General features: G+C 35.8%; 14 protein-coding genes. 7 read left to right on the plus strand and 7 right to left on the minus strand.

What is annotated here, in order from left to right:
* From AC4FQ5_RS18625 to AC4FQ5_RS18645, 5 genes are all read right to left on the minus strand, one after another.
* Positions 1–765 (minus strand): SDR family oxidoreductase, encoded by a 765-nt coding sequence (locus AC4FQ5_RS18625; protein WP_491145794.1) that lies wholly within the window; start codon positions 763–765, stop codon positions 1–3.
* Positions 766–836: 71 nt separating this feature from the next.
* Positions 837–1,565 (minus strand): SDR family oxidoreductase, encoded by a 729-nt coding sequence (locus tag AC4FQ5_RS18630; protein ID WP_491145796.1) that lies wholly within the window; start codon positions 1,563–1,565, stop codon positions 837–839.
* Positions 1,566–1,910: 345 nt separating this feature from the next.
* Positions 1,911–2,501 (minus strand): TetR/AcrR family transcriptional regulator, encoded by a 591-nt coding sequence (locus tag AC4FQ5_RS18635; protein WP_491145798.1) that lies wholly within the window; start codon positions 2,499–2,501, stop codon positions 1,911–1,913.
* A gap of 197 nt (positions 2,502–2,698) precedes the next feature.
* Positions 2,699–4,084, minus strand: a complete 1,386-nt coding sequence (mnmE, locus tag AC4FQ5_RS18640) for a tRNA uridine-5-carboxymethylaminomethyl(34) synthesis GTPase MnmE (protein ID WP_491145799.1) — start codon at positions 4,082–4,084, stop codon at positions 2,699–2,701.
* Positions 4,085–4,435: 351 nt separating this feature from the next.
* On the minus strand, positions 4,436–6,205 hold the full coding sequence (locus AC4FQ5_RS18645) for an aminopeptidase P family protein (RefSeq protein ID WP_491145801.1): 1,770 nt from the start codon (positions 6,203–6,205) through the stop codon (positions 4,436–4,438).
* A 288-nt stretch (positions 6,206–6,493) separates the two neighbouring features.
* On the opposite strand from AC4FQ5_RS18645, the gene AC4FQ5_RS18650 reads away from it, so the two are divergent.
* Together AC4FQ5_RS18650 and AC4FQ5_RS18655 are read left to right on the plus strand one after the other, a co-directional pair.
* Positions 6,494–6,931, plus strand: coding sequence for a DUF6526 family protein (locus AC4FQ5_RS18650; protein WP_491145803.1), 438 nt, complete (start codon positions 6,494–6,496; stop codon positions 6,929–6,931).
* A gap of 205 nt (positions 6,932–7,136) precedes the next feature.
* Entirely contained in the window at positions 7,137–8,240 is a 1,104-nt protein-coding gene (locus AC4FQ5_RS18655; protein WP_491145805.1) for a DNA topoisomerase IB, read from the plus strand.
* A gap of 27 nt (positions 8,241–8,267) precedes the next feature.
* Here AC4FQ5_RS18655 and AC4FQ5_RS18660 read toward each other — a convergent pair whose 3' ends face one another.
* Positions 8,268–9,587, minus strand: a complete 1,320-nt coding sequence (locus tag AC4FQ5_RS18660) for a sensor histidine kinase (RefSeq protein WP_491145807.1) — start codon at positions 9,585–9,587, stop codon at positions 8,268–8,270.
* Between the two features lie 77 nt (positions 9,588–9,664).
* Positions 9,665–11,008 (minus strand): sigma-54-dependent transcriptional regulator, encoded by a 1,344-nt coding sequence (locus tag AC4FQ5_RS18665; RefSeq protein WP_491145808.1) that lies wholly within the window; start codon positions 11,006–11,008, stop codon positions 9,665–9,667.
* A gap of 257 nt (positions 11,009–11,265) precedes the next feature.
* Here AC4FQ5_RS18665 and AC4FQ5_RS18670 point away from each other — a divergent pair, with 257 nt between their 5' ends.
* The 5 genes from AC4FQ5_RS18670 (at position 11,266) to AC4FQ5_RS18690 (ending at position 19,696) form a co-directional block, all read left to right on the plus strand.
* Positions 11,266–12,507 (plus strand): efflux RND transporter periplasmic adaptor subunit, encoded by a 1,242-nt coding sequence (locus AC4FQ5_RS18670; RefSeq protein ID WP_491145809.1) that lies wholly within the window; start codon positions 11,266–11,268, stop codon positions 12,505–12,507.
* Between the two features lie 47 nt (positions 12,508–12,554).
* Positions 12,555–13,277 (plus strand): ABC transporter ATP-binding protein, encoded by a 723-nt coding sequence (locus AC4FQ5_RS18675; RefSeq protein WP_491145811.1) that lies wholly within the window; start codon positions 12,555–12,557, stop codon positions 13,275–13,277.
* A gap of 116 nt (positions 13,278–13,393) precedes the next feature.
* Positions 13,394–15,808 carry an FtsX-like permease family protein gene (locus AC4FQ5_RS18680; protein ID WP_491145813.1) on the plus strand — a complete coding sequence of 805 codons (2,415 nt, stop codon included), beginning with the start codon at positions 13,394–13,396 and terminating at the stop codon, positions 15,806–15,808.
* A gap of 94 nt (positions 15,809–15,902) precedes the next feature.
* Positions 15,903–18,323: an ABC transporter permease gene (locus AC4FQ5_RS18685; protein ID WP_491145814.1), complete on the plus strand. Its 2,421-nt coding sequence runs from the start codon at positions 15,903–15,905 to the stop codon at positions 18,321–18,323.
* An 86-nt stretch (positions 18,324–18,409) separates the two neighbouring features.
* On the plus strand, positions 18,410–19,696 hold the full coding sequence (locus AC4FQ5_RS18690; protein WP_491145816.1) for a TolC family protein: 1,287 nt from the start codon (positions 18,410–18,412) through the stop codon (positions 19,694–19,696).
* The last annotated feature ends 171 nt before the right edge of the window (positions 19,697–19,867 follow it).

Genomic DNA, 19,867 nt, shown 5'->3' on the forward strand with positions numbered 1-19,867 from the left:
TTATTTGATAAATTGATAATGTTCTGGTTTATTTACCAAATGATACGCTGTATTTGGAGCAATGCGATTGATGATAAATAATGATTTTGCATCACCTACACGAATAGTCAGATGATCTTTTTCAAGCCCGTTGATTAATTCTTTTACAAATGTACGGGTACTCATCTTTTTATCTTTTCTATCTGCAACCATATCGGTATCTACCAATGGAGGAAGAAGTTCGAAGACCTTTACTGTGCTGTTCGTTGACTTCAGATGTGACCTCAAAGATCTGGTATAAGAAGCCAGCGCAGATTTTGATGCAGAATACGTCGCTTCAAGAACCGAAGGCACAATACTAAGAATTGAGGTAGTATTTATTATTGCAGATTCACTTCTGGATTTCAGCATATCCATAAATAGATTATTTAATCGTATGACTCCGAAATAATTGATTTCCATCTCATATATAGCACCTTCAAGATGCTTTTTACTGGGTCTACCTAGGTTCAACGGAGAAACACCTACTCCCGCATTATTATATAAAATATCAATTCCGCCCAAAGCATTTATTTTTTCAAACAGTGCAATTGCATCTTCCTCTTTTGCAGCATCAGATTGAATAATCGTTATATCGGGGAGCTGTGCCTTTACAGTTTCTAATTTTGAAAGGTTTCTTCCGGTGATTATCACATTATTTCCTAACGTCAAAAACTGCTTTGCCGCTTCCAGACCAATACCTGAAGCTCCTCCTGTAATCAGTATTGTTTTATTTTTCAGATTCATATTCTTAAAAATTTAAAAGAAGTACAAGTGCACCAACTGCCTTTTTGGATGTAAGTAATCATTGATAGCTTTTATACCTGTGTCAACTTCGCCATTGCCTCGGCGATTGCATTTGCATAGACCTTCGTATCCCCTACCGGAATATCAAATTGATCGTTCTCTAACCCTATAAGTAATTCGTCTGCAACCTCGCTCGGCTGAATTCCTTGTGAGCCGCCAATCTCAGCAGAAAACTCAGTATTCACCAAAGGAGGATAGACTTCATAGATGTTGAGGTTTTCCTTTTCCTCATAAGTTTGTCGCAAAGCTACCGTATAGCTGTGCAGTGCCGCTTTTGTTGCACCATAGGTCGGTAAGAATTTGTGAGCGCCATAGACTGCAATAGATGAAATATTAACTACAGCCGCTTCCTCTCTTTCTAGAAGGTGAGGAATCATTAACTCTGTAAAATGTATGATTGCAAAATAATTGGTATTCATTTCGATCAATGCTTTTTCGTGGGCATTGGTCGTTTCGCTCAATAAATAACCAAACGCTGCCCCCGCATTGTTGATAATGATATTAACATCCTTATGATTTGTCTTCAGATCTTCTGCAATACGAATTCTGTCTGCCTCTACGGATAAATCACCCTGAATTGCTGCTGCATCCTGCAACTCAGTTAAAGCTTTTTGAAGGCGTTCTTCACTACGCCCGTTGATGATGATTTTATTTCCTGCTTTCTGCAATTTTTTAGCAATTGCCAATCCTATTCCGGCACTTCCGCCACTGATAAAAATGGTATTTCCTGTTGTTTTCATTTTTAAATCTGTTTGTAATTAAATAATATATTTTAATAATTTTTGCTATATGTTTTGAAAAGGATAGTCTGTATACCCTTTTCTCCTGGCGTATAAAAAATTTCCCGATCCGAAGTATTGAGAACCGTTGCCTCACATTGTGCATAATATATTGCCGTAAGTTCTGTGGGAATTTCACTCTGATTAACAGAACGCACTCTTGTCATGGGTGCAATTACGTTCTGTTCTGAAGTGTAATTTCGTTAATCTCATAACTTTCAAATAATGTATGACTCATATTTTATTTTTAATACAAATTTAAATTTATAAAATATACTAAAAAGTATATTTTTGTTTAAAAAAAAATTACAATGAATACTGCTCCAGTTCTTTTTTGAGATCGTTTATAAGTCCCACCATCAATTCTCCGGATTCCATTGTTCTGCTTAATACAATGCCACCTTCTACAGCAGAAAACAATTTAAAAGCAAAAACATAAGCATTAAGATTATCTGAAAATTCGCCATTTGAAATACCTTCTTTTAAAATGTTTGAAATACCTTCCTGACCGGCATTAAGAACTGCCGAAACTTTTTTCTTAATAGACGGGAACTGGTCATCTGCTTCAACGGCAGTATTAAAAATAGGACATCCTCCTGAAATATAAGTATCAATAGGATTCTTGTAAAAATCTAAGTATAAAAAAATTTTTTCTTTTGCCGTTTTCCCTTTCGAAATAACAGAAGCTACTTTTTCTGACATCTTTTTTAGAGAAAAATCAACCACCTGCTCAGACAGATCATCCTTACCGCTGAAATGTCCGTAAATACATCCTTTTGTTAATTTGGTAGCCTCCAAAACATCATCAATACTTACCCCCGAAATCCCTTTCTCGTTATAGATCGGGCTTGCAGTTTCCAAGATAAAAAGTTTTGTTTTTTCTGCTTTTGTTAACATTATTTCTCTTATTGACTCTGCAAATATACTAAAAAGTATATTATAAAAAAGAAAAAATATACCTTTTAGTATATTTTTATTTAAATCAAGATTCAGAAAAAGATTATATCTACGAAAAATCCTTCCTATTTTGGCACTATATGATAAGTGAAATCTACAGTTTGAAGATAATTCCTATGGTTACATTATAGTGAATGCTATTTGCCGATACAGAATTTACTGAAAATATTCCCTAAAATCTCATCATTAGTAACCTCTCCGGAAATCTCACCAAGATATTCAAGAGCATTTCTCAGTTCATAGGCAAGCAATTCTGTTGAAATCTGAAAAGCTATGGCTTCCTTTACTTTATTTACCGCTTCCAGAGATTTACCCAATGCTTCGTAGTGACGCTGATTGGTGATGACAACATTATTTTCCTGTGATTTTAATTGCTCAACGTAAGATGACAGCTCGTTTTTTAGATCCTGGATATTTTGGTTTTCAACAGCCGAAATTTTAATAAAATCAAACTCGTCTGCGATTGCATTTCTAAAAATATCTTCTGCCTTTTCATAGGTTGGCGGAGAAACCTCGTCAATTTTTGTTGCGCAGATAATAAGTTTCAAATCATCTCTTTTTAAAGACCTTATCATCTCAATATCTTCAGAAAAATCTTCAGTCGCAGCATCTGCCAAATAGACAAGAATATTGGCATTTTCTACTTTTTCTTTGGCTTTCTTTACACCGATTGCTTCAATCTCATCCACTGTATCGCGTAATCCTGCCGTGTCAATCAGTCTGAAAGCGTGACCTTTTATATGAAGAATCTCCTCAATCGTATCTCTGGTTGTGCCCGCAATATTGCTTACAATTGCACGTTCTTCTTTCAACAAAGCATTTAATAATGTAGATTTTCCGGCGTTTGGTTTTCCGATGATGGCAACAGCTGTTCCGTTTTTGATGGCATTTCCGTACTGGAAACTCTCGATAAGTGAATTTAGTTTTGCTTCAATTTTATCAAGCAGCAGATTCAATGCAGATCTGTCAGCAAATTCCACATCTTCCTCTGCAAAGTCAAGCTCAAGTTCTACAAGTGACACAAAATTTAAAAGATCTGTTCGAAGGAAAGAAATCTCATGGGTAATTCCTCCTTTCAATTGATTTAGAGCTACTTTTCGGGAAGATTCATTTTCCGAAGCAATCAAATCTGCTATTGATTCTGCCTGACTCAGATCAATTCTGCCGTTCATAAAAGCACGCATCGTAAATTCGCCTGCTTTTGCCATTCTCGCTCCGTTTTTAATCAAAACTTCAAGAATTCTTTTGGCAATATGCGGTGATCCGTGAAAAGAAATCTCAACTGAATCTTCTGCAGTAAACGTTTTAGGAGCCCTGAAAACAGAAACCATAACTTCATCAATTACCTCATCATTATCTTTAATAAATCCGTAATGAACCGTGTGAGAATCGGCTTTTTCAAGATTTTTTCCTTCGAAAATTTTTGAAGAGACAGAAATAGCATCATCTCCTGAAATTCTTATAATTCCGATAGCTCCAATTCCGTTAGCAGTTGCCAGTGCGCAGATAGTGTCGTGATTCATATTGCAAAATTACATAAATTTAGCAGGCTAAAAAATCCATTTTTTACTGAAGTACTCAAAACTCAAAAACGCTCCAACTCTCCTACTTTTTCAGTAGCCGGGAACCTGCTTTCACTACTCGCTTTTTTGCGCCTTCTCATTTCCTTTTCTTGCAAAAAGAGCTCAAACATACCGTTCAATCAGGGCTAAAAAAGGTATTAAGAATATTAAATTATCGCCAAACTAAATTTAATCAAGTTCACAAGTGAAATACGGATTGATAGACAGTCATTGCTGAAAATCATTAAATAATTCAATAAAAAAAGTCCTGCATCATTTGATACAAGACCTTTTTCGTGAATTTTAAATCAATTAAAGAGGTTTTACCTGCTCAAGGAACCAGTCTTTCACTTCACCCTCCAGAAACGGAGCTATTTTTTCTTCACATGTTCTGTGATATTCGTTCAGCCAGTTGATTTCCTCTTCAGACAAAATCTCTTTCACGATGGTATCTTTGAAAAACGGACAAAACGTTAAAGTTTCAAACTCATAAAACGTTCCGAAATCTGTAGTTTCAGATTCTTTTACCGCGATCAGATTCTCATGACGGATTCCGTATTCACCTTCCACGTAAAATCCTGGCTCGTTTGAACAAACCATTCCAGGCAACAATTCCTGCGGATTCAGATCTTTTCTGATGTTTTGCGGACCTTCATGCACATTCATAAAGCTTCCTACTCCATGCCCTGTTCCGTGATTGTAATCCTTTCCATTCATCCATAAAGGAAGTCTGGCAATCGCATCCAGCTGAACACCTTTTGTTCCCTTAGGAAATTTCACCATAGAAAGACGGATCAATCCCTGTAAAACCAAAGTAGAATTTATTTTAAATTCTTCAGAAGCCACACCTAACGCAAAAGTTCTTGTAATATCAGTGGTTCCTTCTAAATATTGACCTCCGGAATCTACTAAAATTGTAGCCTCATCAGTCACATCTTTACTACCTTCTTTTTTGGCAGAATAATGCATGATGGCTCCATTATCTTTATACCCTACAATACTTCCGAAACTCTCACCCACAAAATTTTCTCCTTCAGCACGGAAACCTTTCAGCTTTTGTCCGATAGAATACTCGTTCATCGCCTGTTTTCCGGCATTATGAGTCAGCCAATGCAGAAATTTCACCATTGCCACACCGTCTCTCACCATCACTTTTCTGAAACCTTCCAACTCAGTTTCGTTTTTCTGAGCTTTCATCAGATTTCCGGGAACTGCAGATTTCACAAATTCGTTTCCAATTTTCAGTGCTTCAAAAATCGACTGGTTGCTGTTTGGTGAAACCAGAACTTTTTCGTTTCTGATATTCCTTAGGTGATTGTAAAACTCTTCATAAGGCAACATTTTCACCCAAGCTTCGTCCATTTGTTTTCTCGCTTCCACCTCCATTTTTTCGAGGTCTGTGAACAACATTGCGTCGTTTTTCGTGATAATAATATAACCTAAAAATACAGGATTGCTTTCCACATCGCTTCCTCTCAAATTCAGAGTCCAGGCAACATCATCCAAACTGGAAATGATATGAACGGTCACTTCCATACCCTCCATCTTCTGGCGAATGGCAGAAATTTTATCAGTCACTGATTTCCCAGCTCTTTCAACAGGATGTGTATAAATAGGATTTTTTGAAGCTTCTCCCCTTTCCTTCCACACTTGCTTCAGCAAAGGAAGATCAGCTAATGTTATGTTTTTTTGATGTAATTTTCCAAAAAGCAGTTCCCAGTTTGCGTGAGAAGTTGCCAAAGCATTCACCGCTACTTTTCCGTTTGCAGGAATTTCAGAGATGATCCAGTCGATATAATCTGGAGTTCCTTCCATTCCATCCTTGAAAAGATCAATTCCTGAACCCTCCAGTTCTTTCGGAGCTTGTGTGAAATATCTTCCATCCGTCCAAAGCCCAGCTTTATCTTTCGTAACAACCACAAAACCGGCAGACCCTGTAAAACCCGACAACCATGCTCTTTCCTGCCATTCTGTGGGTAAATATTCGCTCATATGCGGGTCAGCAGAATATACGATAAATGCATCAATATTATTTTTTTGCATTTCTTCACGAAGTGCAGCTACTTTTTCGTTTGAAGTCATTATTTAAATTTTAAAAACCGAAAGTTACAAAAAATCATCTTCGCTACCTTGATTTACAAAGTGCTTTTCAGAGTTTACAGTTATTTTTTTTAGAAGCTGGACCGGCAAACCTTTCATAATTCTCACTAAATGCTTTTTCGTTGACAACCAGTCGCTTTTATCCGGTCTGAATATGAAAGTCGTTGTAAAGCTTACAGTTACAAAATAAAATACATTTTTTAATACCACAAAGTCAATATCATTATTAATATCATAATATTTTGGAAAGGTTATTGCTATATTTCAAAAATGAAAGTGCAAAACTACAGCAATCACAGGAAATTTTATCCGCCTCATCATTTTGTTTATCTCCCTGTTCTCTTCGTTTTAGAAGGTTACGGAATTTATAAAATCTGGAATGATGCAGAACATCAACTGATATGGATTTTATTTTCAATTATTATATTCCTGATTCTGTATTTAGCAATAATGGTAAGACAACATTATGCATTGGGAAATCAAAACCGGATTGTAAAGCTGGAATTCAGACAAAGATATTTTGAGATATTCAATAAAAGATCTGATGAGGTTTGCGAAAAACTCAGTTTCAGCCAGATTGCCGCTTTGAGATTTGCTTATGATGAGGAGTTTAAAGAACTTTTATACAAGGCTTTAAACGAAAATATTTCTGGAGACGAGATTAAAAGGTTGATCAAAAACTGGCGACCTGACAATGATAGAATTTAATAATCACTTAAAAATAAACTATTATGAGAAAGTTAACTTTATACAGCATGAGTCTGCTTAGCATTCTTCTGTTAACAAGCTGTGAAGCAGTAGAAACTATCTTCAAAGCCGGAATGTGGTGGGGAATAATTGTCGTGGTAGGTATTATAGCCCTTTTATTATGGCTGTTTTCCCGGGGTAAGAACTCTTAACCAAATTATTTATTATGGATCAATCAGACCAGGAGATCATTTCTCACCTCAAACCGTCGAAGATTATCAAAATTATGAAAGATCCGGTAGCTTCTGCAAAGGCAGTGAATCTTATTTACACTTCCGATGCAGAGACAGCCGGTATCATTCGTAAAAAAAGAGGGACAAAATATTCATATTACAAAGACGGAGAGAAAATCAAAGATAAAGCAGAGATCAAACGCATCAATAGTTTAGTAATTCCTCCGGCATGGGAAAATGTATGGATCTGCGCTTTAGACAACGGTCATCTTCAGGCAACAGGATTTGATGCACTAAGGAGAAAACAGTACAGATACCATTCACTATGGAGCGCTTTGCGAAATCACACTAAATTTTACAGAATGCTTCAGTTCGGATATGCGTTACCGGAAATCCGTCTTCGGCTTGAGAAGGATCTGGCTCTGAGAAATTTTGAAAAAAGAAAAATTCTCGCATTGGTTGTAAGTCTCATGCAACGTACCAATATAAGAATCGGAAACAGTATTTACGAAAAATTATATGGCTCTTTTGGCTTGACAACCTTAAAAGGAAAACACGTAAAAGTGCAGGGACAAAAAATTAATTTTTCTTTTAAAGGTAAAAAAGGAATTATGCATAACGTCGATCTGAAAAGCAAAAGGCTTTCAAAGCTGATCACAAAATGCAAAGAGATTCCGGGAAAAGAGCTTTTCCAATACTATGATGATGAAGGAAACAGACATGCGATAGATTCCGGAATGGTAAATGACTATATCAAAGAAATAAGCGGAGATGATTTTACCGCAAAAGATTTCAGAACATGGTCAGGAACCGTGAATGCTCTAATTGCCTTTAAAGAAATCGGGTATGCAGAAAATAATACGCAGTATAAAAAGAAAGTAAAAGAAGCTCTTGATATTGTTGCATCACATCTTGGAAACACAAGTACAGTCTGCAGGAAATATTATGTTCATCCTTTGGTAATCAATCTGTACGAAAACAATTCCATTAAAAAATACCTTGATGAATTGGAAGTGATTGAAGAAAATGATGGAAAGGCAGGTTTAACTCATGAGGAAAAGCTCGTTTTAAAAATTTTAGAGAATGAGAAGATTTAAAATATTTTTTGAATAATATTGACAAAACTACCATTCTAAAAACCAAATTTCAAAGCGGCTCCCTTTTTCCAAAGGTTTGTAATTGAGATAACCTTTATGCGCTTCAATAATGCTTTTGCTCAACGTCAATCCAATTCCAGAACCGCTGATTCGGGTGGTAAAAAATGGAAGAAAAATCTTGTCTTTTATTTCATTTGAGATTCCAATTCCGTTGTCTTCAACACTTAATAAAATACGTTTATTAAGAGTTTTTATTTCGGTTTTAATGATTTTTTCTGAGTTGTCATCGACTGCATAGATTGCATTCAGATAAAGATTAATCAGACATCGTTCAATCATTTTCTGGTCTGCAAAAATCATTTGATTCTCCAGAGAATTGATGATTTTAATCTGATTTTTTTCAAATTCCGGCTTCAGAAAATTAAGGGCAGATTCTACGATATCCGTCAGAGAAATGGTTTTAAAAACCGGTTTTGGAAGCTCAGCCACTTGTCGGTAATCGTCCACAAAATTCAGTAATTGTTTGGATTTTGAATTGATGATCATCAGACTTTCTTTCATTTCTTCCTGGTCTTCTTTGTCGACAACTTCCTGATTGGCAATATATTCAAGATTTTGAATCAAGCTATTGACAGGTGTCAAAGTATTGAGAAGTTCGTGAGAAATTACCTTCATCAAATTATTCCAGGCGAGTTTTTCTTTTTGTTCAATGATTTTCTGAACAGATTCCAGACTGATAATACAAAAGCGGTTTTTCACATTCTGTACTTTTTTGGTTCTAAGAGAAAACGACTGTTTTACATTTTCATTAATTGAAATATCAAAAAATTCCTGTGAGTTTTCGTAATTAGTTTGTTCAATGATTTCATAAAATTCCGAGGTTTTAGATTCGTATAATTCCCAGGAATTATATTTTGGAATCTGTAAAATTTCCAGAAAAACCGGATTCACATAAAAAATTTCCCATTCATTATTTTTTTCGGAAAGTATCATCAACCCGATTTCCAGTTGATTCAGAATTTCTTCATAGAGAAGTTTGTAAGATGATAAAGACAAATGTTCTTCTTTACTTTGATAATAAAGTTTTACGGCATTATCCACCAAATTATTCTCTTCGGTTTTCGGGAAAAGCGAAAAATCTTTTTTCTGAATCGCCAACAATAATTTTTCCGTTTTCTGAATATAAGAAAAAGCCGAAGTCTGCGCTAAAACAATACAGCCAATTGTCACAATCGAAAACAACCCAAAATTTATCCATTTATTTTGCGAGTAAAAATCAAAGGCAAAAATCCCACTGACAATCGCCAAAAGAATAAATAGTAACCAGATAAATTGTTGCTTGTTCATTTTTTATTTTTTTTAAGCCTTGTCAAGGTTTTGAACCTTGACAAGGCTTTTGTTCCATCTTATAAATTTCCGCTTTATCACAATTCAAATTTTTCCATTCTACGATACAACGCAGCTCTTGACAATCCCAAATCTTCCGCAGCGAGAGAAATATTTCCTCTGTGTTTTTTCAAAGCCTTTTTAATGAGAATTTCCTCCATTTCTTCGAGATTGAGATTCATAATTGGCTTATCCGACTCTTCATCTTGAGGCATCAGTAATTTCAGATTTTTATCATTGGAAAGGATCACGCTTCTCTCAATGCAATGATCCAGTTCGCGGATATTTCCGGGCCAGGAATATGTTGTAAGTTCGTTAATTAAATGTTTATTCAGAGTCAAATCTGCTTTATGATATTTCTGTTTGTACTTTTCCAGGAAATAATCGGCTAAAGTCGGAATGTCTTCCAATCGCTCTCTCAGACCTGGAATTTGCAGTTCAACAGTATTAATTCTGTAATATAAATCTTTTCGGAAACGGTTTTCGGAAACTGCTTTTTTAAGATTTTCATTGGTCGCAAAAATAAATCTTACGTCCAAAAGCCGTTCTTTGCTTTCTCCGATTCTCGTTAATTTCCGGTTTTGAATTAAACTCAATAATTTGGTTTGAAGATGTAGCGGCAGATTTCCGATTTCATCTAAAAAAACGGTTCCGTTTTGCGCATTTTCAATCTTTCCGGAGTAATCCTGATTTGCATCTGTAAAAGCTCCTTTTTTATAACCAAATAATTCTGCCTCAAAAAGATTCTCAGACAAACTTCCCAAATCAATGTGAACAAAAGGCTGATTTTTTCTTTCAGATAATTCATGGATGTGTACTGCCAAAACATATTTTCCTGTTCCGTTTTCTCCTAAAAGTAAAATATTGGCATCTGTCGGCGCCACTTTCGTGATCTGATCCATCACTTCCTGCATCAGAAAAGATTTGGTTTCCAGCTGATACTGATTGGTCTTTACGCTGACATTCTCCCATTGATTCAGCTTTCTGTTTTTCCGGGAAATATCAACAGCCAGGTTTACAGAAGCGTACAACTTCTCATTATTCCAAGGTTTCAGAATAAAATCGGAAGCACCGTTTTTCAAAGCTTCAACTGCCAATTCCACTTCGCCATAAGCGGTCATTAAAATAATCGGAAGCTGAGGTTCCAAAGTTTTAATTTCATTCATCCAATACAATCCGTCTTGTCCGTTTTCAAAACCTTTCCGGAAATTCATATCCAGAAGAACCGTGTCAACTTGCTGTTCCGTTAAAAACTTCAGAATATTTTTCGGCTGGCTGAGACAACTGACTTCCGTGAAAAATTTCTTGAGCCAGACTCTCGCCGAAAACAAAATATCTTCGTCGTCATCTACAATTAAAATATGAGCTTCTTTTTTTCGCATTTTTATAATTTGAAATCTAAAATGATTGAAATAAAAGGCTTTGACTCCGCGCAGCCTGACAAATATTAATGAACCATCAACTGACAACTAAAAACTATCAACTAAAATTGTTCATTTCCGTACAAAAAGTGTCCGATAATGAACAGTTTTAAAATTAATTAAAATATATTTAATCACATTTTCAGAGAGTTACAAAGTTATAAATCTCTGGCATCTGCATTGTGTAATAGTCTGTAGATAAATAAGTTATCGTTAATATGGATACGAAAATAGTAAAAAAGAAGTCTAAACTAAAATTAATATCGATTATCGTTGTTTCTGCTTTGGCGGTTTTCATTTTCGGATGGTATTTCCTTAATCAGAAAAAAACTTACAATGTAAAGTTAGAAGATATCCAAACAGATGAAGTGACAAATGGGAAATTCGAAGATATGTTGATGGTAACTGCACAGACACAATCTCTTAATTCATCTCTTGTAAATGTTCTGGAAGGCGGTGCGGTAAAAGAAATTTTTGCGGAAGACGGACAAATGGTAACAAAAGGACAACCTATTGCAAGAGTTTACAATCCAAATACGGAATTCAATTATCTTAATCAGGAAACGGGAATTATGCAGCAGATCAGCCAGATGAGAAGTTCGCTTCTGGAATTGAAGAATCAGGAATTTAACCAAGATAAAGAATTGCTTCAGGCGCAAAATGATTATAATACAGCTTTGCAATCTTTCAATCTTCAGAAAAGATTATACGATGCTGAAATCGGAAAGAAAACCGATTATGATATTGCATTACAAAATCTGAATTATCAGAAACAAAGAAAAGTGATTGTGGAAAAAGGCGCTTCCAGCGAAAAAGCTTCCAGAAATTCTCAGTTTTCTGCTATCAATAGTTCCATCAGCCAAATGGAAAAAAGTCTGAATATTCTTCGTTCCAACAAGAATAATTTCCTGATTATGTCGCCGGTTTCCGGAAGATTATCATCATTTAATATTTCATTAGGACAGAATTTAACAAGTGGCGAAAGCATCGGAAAAGTAGATTTGATGGGCGGTTACAAATTAATTGCAAAAGTTGACGAATATTATATTAATAAACTAACCAACGGAATCAAAGGAAGTCTGGAAAGCAATGCGAAACAATTTGAAGTTATCATTACCAAAATTCTTCCCGAAGTGAAAGACGGACAGTTTTCTGTGGAACTTAATTTCGTTGATGTAAAACCGGAAAACCTGAAAATCGGAATGACGTTCGGGGTGAAGCTGAAACTTTCTGCTGATACGCAAAGTCTGATGATTCCGAAAGGAAATTTTTATAAGGACACCAACGGGAAATGGATTTTTGTAATGAAAAATAATAAAGCCGAAAAACGAAACATTAGTCTTGGAAGAGAAAATCAAATGTATTACGAAGTGGTTTCCGGACTGAAGCAGGGCGAAACCGTAATCACATCAGATTATGCTGAAATAAAAAAATATGAAATCCTTAATATTCAAAAATAAATATTGAAATTACGAATTACAAACTTTAAACTATAAAAAATAAAACAATGATAAATATTCAAAACCTTTCAAAAGTCTATAAAACAGAAGATGTTCAAACCAATGCTTTAAACAATGTAAGTCTTAGCATAAAAGAAGGCGAATTTGTAGCGATAATGGGACCTTCCGGTTGTGGAAAATCGACTTTCCTTAATATTCTCGGACTTCTGGACAGCGCTTCTTCAGGTTCTTATCAATTTGAATCGATAGAAACAATCGGAACTTCTGAGAAGAAAAAATCAGATATTAGAAAGAAAAATATCGGTTTCATCTTTCAGAATTTTAATTTGATTGATGAACTGACAGTTTATGAAAACATTGAACTTCCATTAATCTACAACGGCGTTTCGTCCTCAGAAAGAAAAAAACGTGTTGAGGAAATTATGGAAAAAATCAACATCGCTCACAGAGCAAAACACTATCCTCAACAGCTTTCCGGCGGTCAACAGCAACGAGCGGCCGTTGCAAGAGCATTAGTAACGAGACCAAAACTGATTCTTGCGGATGAGCCAACCGGAAACCTCGACAGCTCAAACGGAAATGAGGTGATGAATCTTCTCGCAGAACTGCATAGAGAAGGTTCTACAATTGCAATGGTGACGCACTCGTCTTATGACGCCGGTTATGCTTCCAGAATTGTGAATATGAAAGACGGCGAAATTTTCAGCGAAGAACATTCTACTCAAAGAAAAGATGTCTTCGAAAAAGCAGATGCAAAGAATTTTGAATAATCAAATTCTATAAAAAAAACATTCATTCAACCATTTTATAACTGATCTCGGAGATTCGGACGAACTCTGTTTCTCTGAGGTTTTTAAAATCGTTTATCAATCATAAAATATCACTTATGTTAAACAATTGGCTCAAAATTGCCTTCATCAACTATAAAAAGAACTGGCTTTCCACCATTATCAATTTATTTGGATTGACGATCGGTTTGACAGGATTTATGCTCATCCTGATGCATTGGAATGACGAAGAATCTTTCGAAAAATGGAATCCGAAAAAGGACGATATTTATTATTTCCAGACTTATACTAAAAAGGAAAACGTTTACGGATCGGCTATTTCGATACCTTTGGCAGATAATGCTTTGAAACGTATTTCGGAAGCTGAGGATTATGTTTTGATGACCAACACAGGTGCGTCTTACAAAATGACAACCAAGTTGAAAACCGTTTATCAGGAAAATGGTTTTCCGGTAACAGAAAATTTCTTCAATCTTTTTCCTTTCAAATTGATTTCCGGAAGTTACAAAAATGTTCTTAGAAATGATACCGACGTTGCAATCTCAACTATTGCAGCCAAAAATCTTTTCGGAAAAACGGAGGTTGCAGGCGAAACTATCAAATTTGATAATAAAAATTATATCGTAACGGCAGTTTATGAATTGCCAAAAGGAAATAGCCAGATAAAACCTGATTTTGTCTTCAAACCGGCTGAGCAACTCAAAAACGATAAAGAACAATGGGGAAACTTCAATTACGCTTGTTTTTTTATGCTAAAAAAAGGAGCAGACCCGAGAAGTTTTGAGAGAAAATTTCTTGATGTGATAATGTTGCGTGCAAAAATCAATGCTCAAGGTTCAGGAATGACACCTCAACAATATATTGACACTTATGGACCGAACGACTCATTGCTGACGCCACTTGACAAGATGAAACTGCACGCCGAGTCAACCTGGTTCGGTAAGCCGGATTTCCAGTCAATTCTTATTCTTTTCACGCTTTCTGTTTTGATTGTGATTTTGTCAGCCATTAATTTCATCAATCTTAAAACGGCTCAGGCGTCTCAAAGAGCCAAAGAAATCGGCGTGAGAAAAGCAATTGGAAGTACAAAATCAAGCTTGGTTCTTCAATTTTTGATGGAAACTTTCATCGTTTGTTTAACTTCCTATCTTTTGTCATTGGCTTTGACAGAGCTTCTTTTATCAAGCTTCAACAAGTTTTTTGATAAAGAAATCGTGATGGATGACTGGCATATTTACTTCTACTCATTCGCAATGGTTGTCTTGGTGACTGTTATTTCGGGACTCATTCCTGCTTTATATTTATCCAATTTCAAAGCGATAGAAACTTTGAAAGGGAACTTCGCCAGAAGCAAACACGGTGTTTGGCTGCGAAACGGAATTCTGACTTTACAATTGATCATCTCTTCATTCTTTATCATTGGTGGATTGATTGTCAATCAGCAAGTTAAATATATGATAAACAAAGATTTGGGTTTCAGTGGCAAGCAGATTTTTCAAGTTAATTTTAATGAATACAACAACGGAAAACCGTGGCTAAAGTATGAAAGGCTGAAAACAGAAATGGCTAAAATAAAAGGTGTAGAGAGTATTTCATATTCAGAAGCGCCACCTGCGACGGGCAATTTCAGCAGTTCCAATATGGATTATATGAGTCAGAGTATTCAGGCTCAGCACGGCTCGATGGATTATGATTATCCTCAGTTCATCGGTGTAAAATTACTGAAAGGAAGATGGCTGGATCCAAAATTGTCATCGGATACAATTAATAATGCTTTGGTAAATGAAGCTTTTGTAAGAAAATTCGGCTGGACAGGTGAACAGGCAATGAAAAGAGAAATCAAACCAGGATTTGACAACAAGCCTTATCATATCATCGGAATTGTAAAGGATTTTAACATCAGAAGCTTGAAGAGTGAAGTGGAACCAATGATACTTTTCCACTACCGAGAAACCGAATGGAAGAGATTAAATGTCTATAATATTCAATTAAAATTAAAAGCTGACGACATCGATGGAACGGTTAAGCGAATCAAAGCTTACTGGCAAAAAAATGTAGAGCCTGGTTATCCTTTCAATTCTTATTTCATTGATAAACAGTTTGCCAAAACCTTTGAAACATACCAAAAACAACAGACACTTTTTACAATCTTAAATGCAATGGTTTTGATGGTGGCGTTATTAGGATTATTCGCTTTGTCATCATTAATGATTGAACAGAAACTGAAAGATGTTGCCATCAGAAAAACTTTGGGAGCATCGGACGGAACTTTGATTGTTGGCTTGACGAAACAATTCCTTTGGATTACTTTAATCGCCGTTATCATCAGTATTCCAATCAGTTATTATCTGATGAACGAGTGGCTGAAGGATTTCGCTTACCGAATTGATATGCCGGTTTTACCATTCGTTTTAAGTCTTGTGGTTTTGCTATTACTGACATTTTCAGTCGTAAGCATCAAAGCCTGGCAAGCCACAAAAGTGAATCTTGTGAAATATCTGAAATACGAGTAAAAGCAGGAAGTTGGAAGTCAGATGTTGGAAGATTAGCGAACTTCTAACCCTCGACTTCGATATTCCGACAACTATCAACCATAAACCAACAACTATGCTAAAAAACTGGCTCAAAATAGCATTCATTAATTACAGAAAAAACTGGCTTTCTACCATTATCAACGTGTTGGGATTGAGCGTTGGTCTCTGTGTTTTTCTTTTGATATTCATCCATTGGCAGGACGAAAAGGCTTATGAACAATGGATTCCCAATAAGGAAAATATATATTTTGTTGAAAACAGCAATTCCTCATTTGGGATGATGTCTGTCTCAAGCTACCCGGAGATATTCACCTCAAAAGAATTGTTTTTGGAGATTGAAGATGCCACGATATTCAATGACTGGGGGAAAAAGAAACTCAGCTTTGGAGGTAATTCTGCGTATGTTTCCGGAGGAGCTACTGTCAATTCTTTTTTTAAATTTTTCCCGTTTGAGAAAGTTGCCGGCAATTTTGAAAATGCTTTGTCAGACGAAAGCAAAGTTGTCTTGTCTGAAGAAACTGCCAGATTATTATTTGGTGATGACTATCTCAACTCTGTAGGTAAAACTGTGAAGAATGAAGTAGATGATAAGAATTATACTGTAACTGCTATTTATAAAAAGCAGAAAGAAAATACGGTCTTCAAACCAGATTTTCTTTTTTTGACTCCTTCTCTGGAAAATAGTAAAAACCAATGGACAAATTACAGTTTTTGTGGTTTTTTAAAACTAAAGCCAGGCTCGGATGTCAAAGCACTGGAAAATAAAATAACAAAAAAAATGCAGGAGCAGGATGAGATTTCTGCAAAAAAATGGGGTTATGAGATTGATAAAAAAAATCCGCCCAGAACTTATCTGTTGTCAATTGCAAAAATAAAACTAGATGCACGCAGCGAAGGTATCAACAAAGGTGACAAAAAATCTATTATGATTCTGATGGGCTTATCAACATTGATTTTGCTTTTATCAGGCATCAATCTGATTAACCTCAAAACGGCGCAGGCTTCTCAAAGAGCAAAAGAAGTTGGCGTAAGAAAAGCGATCGGAAGCTCAAAATCAAGACTGGTCTTACAGTTTTTATTAGAGACTTTTATGATTTTTTTTGTAGCCTATATTCTGGCATTTGCGATGGTTGAGCTGCTGCTTCCTTCTTACAACAAATTTCTTAGGAAAGAAATCAAATTAGATGACATTAGCCTTTTTATTTACACAGGATTACTTCTGATTATATTTTCTTTGATCTCAGGGTTGATTCCTGCGCTGTATCTGTCAAATTTCAAACCGATTAATACACTGAAGGGAAATTTTGCGAGGAGCAGACAAGGCGTCTGGCTGCGCAACTCTATCCTGACTTTGCAACTAATTATTTCTTCGTTCTTCATTATCTGCTCATTGATTATTCACACTCAGGTTAATTATATGATGAGGAAAGATCTGGGCTTCAAAGGTGATCAGGTGATTCAGATAGATTTTAAAAAATCAAACTGGGATAAGGATTTCAACTCAAAAAAATATAGTTTTCTGAAAAATGAGATCAGCAAAATTGCCGGAGTTACAGATATCACAGGCTCTATCCAATCGATCGGAAGAGGTGTCAGCAATAGTTCAGTTGCAAAAAATGCTGCAGATACTACCCAAATAGTAGAAAATACGAGTCTTGGGGCTATTGATGAAAACTATTTCCGGTTTTACGAAATCAAACTCGCTTCGGGAAGGGATCTGGACTGGAAAAAGGCTTCTGACACTATTGATGGTGCGGTTGTAAACGAGACTTTTGCTCAGAAACTGGGCTTCAACCCGCAAACTATTCTGGGAAAAGAAATCATTCCGGGTTGGGAAGACAAAAAGAAATACAGAATTCTGGGTGTGGTAAAGGATTTTTATTACGATGGAGTTGATAAACCCATCAAACCCGTCGTTTTTTTCAATTACGATAGAAACTGGGTGAAAAATAATATGAGCAACCTCCAAATCAAACTTTCAAAAAATGACGTCAGCGGAACTTTGGAGCGGATCAAAGAATTCTGGCTTACAAAAGCCGAACCTGGATATCCTTTTGATTACGAATTTGTAGATAAACAATTTGCCAAGACCTTCGAAAAATTCCAGAAACAGCAGACGCTTTTCACAACACTCAACATTGTGGTTTTGGTGATTGCATTATTGGGATTATTTGCTCTGTCATCTTTATTAATAGAACAAAAGCTGAAAGATGTCGCCATTAAAAAAACTTTGGGAGCCGATGAGAAAACAATCATCTGGGATCTGACGAAAAGATTTCTTTTCATCTGTACGTTTGCAGTGCTACTAAGCATTCCGGTAAGTTATTATGCAATGAATGAATGGCTGAAAGATTTCTCTTACCGAATAGATATGCCGGTCTGGCCTTATGTTGTGAGTATGATTTTATTATTGATTCTGACTTCTGTTGTTGTAAGCTTCAAAGCCTACCGCGCTACAAAAATCAATCTTGTGAAATATTTAAAATACGAATAACGAATCCGAAAGGGTTCAACATCGGTAGCCGTATATTAAACCTTTGGAACAATAGATAGCGGAAAATCTATCAAATAATAAAAGTAATGAAAAAACTATTCTTCATATTAATCATAAACCTTTTTCCAGCTCAGCAAACCTGGACTTTAAAACAATGCCTTGACTACGCTTCCGCCAATCATCCGCTGGCAAAACAGTTTTCTGTCAATATCCAGAAAAATGAACGACAGATCTCTGCGGCAAAAGGAATGCTGCTTCCGTCTGTTGAGGCTGGAGCCAATCACAATTACAGCTTTGGTTCCACGATTGATCAAACCACCAATCAAAGAGGATCTCTCAATACGCAATATGATCAGATCTATGCGCAGGCAAACTGGGAAATAATGAACTGGCGGAATTACCTGAATATTTCATTGTCAAAGATCAACAAAGAAACGTCAACTTTCAAGATGAAGCAGGCTCAAAACGAGGTAAAAATGAATGTCATCCGGATGTTTTTCAACTATCAGAACAGTAAAAGCTGGCTCAGTGTTCTGGAAACACAGATTTCCGGAATTGAGGATCAGATCAGGCGTACAGAAAAAGAAGTAGAGATCGGAAACCGCCCGAAAAGTGATGTTTACGACATCAAAGCTAATCTTGGAACTTTGCAGGAACAATGGGTAACGGCGAAAACTTCAAGAGACCTTTCGAAGATCAATCTGCTGAATGCTTTGGCAATTACAAAAGATTCTCTGGATTTCAAAATGGAGGACGATGCACTTGATAATTCCCATTTCAACGACACAGATCTTGTTCAGAACCTTTTAGAAAAAAATCCGGCATATAAAGCTATTGTTACAGAGATAAAAGCTGCTGAAAAAAATATTGGTATCGCAAGATCAGCATACTTTCCGACATTGAATGGTATTTACAACTGGTCAAGCTTTTACAGTAAAACTTTAGGAAAAACTGCAGACGGGTTTTCAGATCAGTTTAATCGAAATAAAAACCAACAGGTTTCTCTTGGACTCAATATTCCGATATTCAACAGATTGCAGGTGAAAAATAATGTGGAGATCGCAAAACTGAATGTTATTAATTCCAGCTACGATAAAGAAATTATTATCAATAATCTCACGCAAAGCATCAATTCCATCATAGCACAATTCCGGAATTCGGAAGAAAAATACACTTTATTAATGACAAATTTTGAAAACCAAAAACTCTCTTTTCAAAAATCCGAAGAGAAGTATAAAGAAGGACTGATGGATGCATATACTTTTTTTGTAGTGCGGAACAACTGGCTTCAGGCAAATTACAATCTTATCAACAGCAAAAATGAAGTGATGCAGCAAACCGAATTACTCAAAGTTTTCAGCTCCGGCTGGTAGTTGATATACCAAAAGGTAAACTCTATCTCTTTATGAGTCAAAAATTTTACAAATTCCCCCTTAAAACAAATGCTTTAAGGGGGAATTTAGTGTTTTTAAAAACTATTTATCATTGTAAACACTTCGGTGATTGCCTCTTATTCTAAATAATTCACCTCATATTCCTTAGAT

It is taken from the genome of Chryseobacterium sp. DT-167 (assembly GCF_058310155.1).

Bases quoted from the DNA above. Each gene is read 5' to 3' on its own strand.
- AC4FQ5_RS18655 (WP_491145805.1), top strand. From the start codon at position 7,137: ATGGATCAATCAGACCAGGAGATCATTTCTCACCTCAAACCGTCGAAG.
- AC4FQ5_RS18670 (WP_491145809.1), top strand. From the start codon at position 11,266: ATGGATACGAAAATAGTAAAAAAGAAGTCTAAACTAAAATTAATATCG.
- AC4FQ5_RS18690 (WP_491145816.1), top strand. From the start codon at position 18,410: ATGAAAAAACTATTCTTCATATTAATCATAAACCTTTTTCCAGCTCAG.
- AC4FQ5_RS18685 (WP_491145814.1), top strand. From the start codon at position 15,903: ATGCTAAAAAACTGGCTCAAAATAGCATTCATTAATTACAGAAAAAAC.
- AC4FQ5_RS18625 (WP_491145794.1), bottom strand. From the start codon at position 765: ATGAATCTGAAAAATAAAACAATACTGATTACAGGAGGAGCTTCAGGT.
- AC4FQ5_RS18650 (WP_491145803.1), top strand. From the start codon at position 6,494: ATGAAAGTGCAAAACTACAGCAATCACAGGAAATTTTATCCGCCTCAT.
- AC4FQ5_RS18645 (WP_491145801.1), bottom strand. From the start codon at position 6,205: ATGACTTCAAACGAAAAAGTAGCTGCACTTCGTGAAGAAATGCAAAAA.
- AC4FQ5_RS18635 (WP_491145798.1), bottom strand. From the start codon at position 2,501: ATGTTAACAAAAGCAGAAAAAACAAAACTTTTTATCTTGGAAACTGCA.
- AC4FQ5_RS18630 (WP_491145796.1), bottom strand. From the start codon at position 1,565: ATGAAAACAACAGGAAATACCATTTTTATCAGTGGCGGAAGTGCCGGA.
- AC4FQ5_RS18660 (WP_491145807.1), bottom strand. From the start codon at position 9,587: ATGAACAAGCAACAATTTATCTGGTTACTATTTATTCTTTTGGCGATT.
- mnmE (WP_491145799.1), bottom strand. From the start codon at position 4,084: ATGAATCACGACACTATCTGCGCACTGGCAACTGCTAACGGAATTGGA.
- AC4FQ5_RS18680 (WP_491145813.1), top strand. From the start codon at position 13,394: ATGTTAAACAATTGGCTCAAAATTGCCTTCATCAACTATAAAAAGAAC.
- AC4FQ5_RS18665 (WP_491145808.1), bottom strand. From the start codon at position 11,008: ATGCGAAAAAAAGAAGCTCATATTTTAATTGTAGATGACGACGAAGAT.
- AC4FQ5_RS18675 (WP_491145811.1), top strand. From the start codon at position 12,555: ATGATAAATATTCAAAACCTTTCAAAAGTCTATAAAACAGAAGATGTT.